The sequence below is a fragment of the Neobacillus sp. DZ-9 genome (assembly GCF_059587065.1).
Genome location: NZ_JCAIOL010000055.1, coordinates 1 through 945, shown reverse-complemented (window position 1 = coordinate 945; position 945 = coordinate 1). Strand labels below are relative to the sequence as shown.

Here is a 945-nt window from a genome sequence, read left to right as displayed (position 1 = left end):
CGGGAAGTAGCTCAGCTTGGTAGAGCACTTGGTTTGGGACCAAGGGGTCGCAGGTTCGAATCCTGTCTTCCCGACCATCTACTTCATTTTATATTGGGGCCTTAGCTCAGCTGGGAGAGCGCCTGCTTTGCACGCAGGAGGTCAGCGGTTCGATCCCGCTAGGCTCCACCATATTTCAATACTATATTTGGCGGTGTAGCTCAGCTGGCTAGAGCGTACGGTTCATACCCGTAAGGTCGGGGGTTCGATCCCCTCCGCCGCTACCAAATATTATTATTTTAGAAATTTAACTTGGACCTTTAGCTCAGCTGGTTAGAGCAGACGGCTCATAACCGTCCGGTCGTAGGTTCGAGTCCTACAAGGTCCACCACTAGTTTTATATAATATGGAGGAATACCCAAGTCCGGCTGAAGGGATCGGTCTTGAAAACCGACAGGCGGGTTAAACCGCGCGGGGGTTCGAATCCCTCTTCCTCCGCCATATTATTTCTAGTTGAATAACATATTTATCGTCGCGGGGTGGAGCAGTCTGGTAGCTCGTCGGGCTCATAACCCGAAGGTCGCAGGTTCAAATCCTGTCCCCGCAATACGGTCTGGTAGTTCAGTTGGTTAGAATGCCTGCCTGTCACGCAGGAGGTCGCGGGTTCGAGTCCCGTCCAGACCGCCATTTAAATGGAAATGGCTCAGTAGCTCAGTCGGTAGAGCAAAGGACTGAAAATCCTTGTGTCGGCGGTTCGATTCCGTCCTGAGCCACCATTTATTTTAAAAATCAAATAACTTTTATTATGGCGATTGTGGCGAAGTGGTTAACGCACCTGATTGTGGTTCAGGCATTCGTGGGTTCGATTCCCATCAGTCGCCCCATGTTATATGCGGGTGTAGTTTAGTGGTAAAACCTCAGCCTTCCAAGCTGATGTTGTGAGTTCGATTCTCATCACCCGCTCCA

General features: G+C 50.6%; 10 tRNA genes. All 10 read left to right on the top strand.

The features are described from left to right. The 10 genes from AC59HZ_RS31445 to AC59HZ_RS31400 all read left to right on the top strand — a co-directional run bounded on the left by AC59HZ_RS31445 (nt 1) and on the right by AC59HZ_RS31400 (nt 945). Nucleotides 1-77 (top strand) — tRNA-Pro (locus AC59HZ_RS31445). Between the two features lie 18 nt (nt 78-95). Next, a tRNA-Ala gene (locus tag AC59HZ_RS31440) sits at nt 96-171 on the top strand. An 18-nt stretch (nt 172-189) separates the two neighbouring features. After that, nucleotides 190-266: transfer RNA gene (locus AC59HZ_RS31435), tRNA-Met, on the top strand. A gap of 27 nt (nt 267-293) precedes the next feature. Then, nucleotides 294-370, top strand: a tRNA-Ile gene (locus AC59HZ_RS31430). A 17-nt stretch (nt 371-387) separates the two neighbouring features. Next, nucleotides 388-480 (top strand) — tRNA-Ser (locus tag AC59HZ_RS31425). A gap of 32 nt (nt 481-512) precedes the next feature. After that, a tRNA-Met gene (locus tag AC59HZ_RS31420) sits at nt 513-586 on the top strand. Nucleotides 587-589: 3 nt separating this feature from the next. Continuing rightward, nucleotides 590-666, top strand: a tRNA-Asp gene (locus AC59HZ_RS31415). A 13-nt stretch (nt 667-679) separates the two neighbouring features. Continuing rightward, a tRNA-Phe gene (locus AC59HZ_RS31410) sits at nt 680-755 on the top strand. Between the two features lie 32 nt (nt 756-787). Further along, nucleotides 788-863 (top strand) — tRNA-His (locus AC59HZ_RS31405). An 8-nt stretch (nt 864-871) separates the two neighbouring features. Next, nucleotides 872-945 (top strand) — tRNA-Gly (locus AC59HZ_RS31400).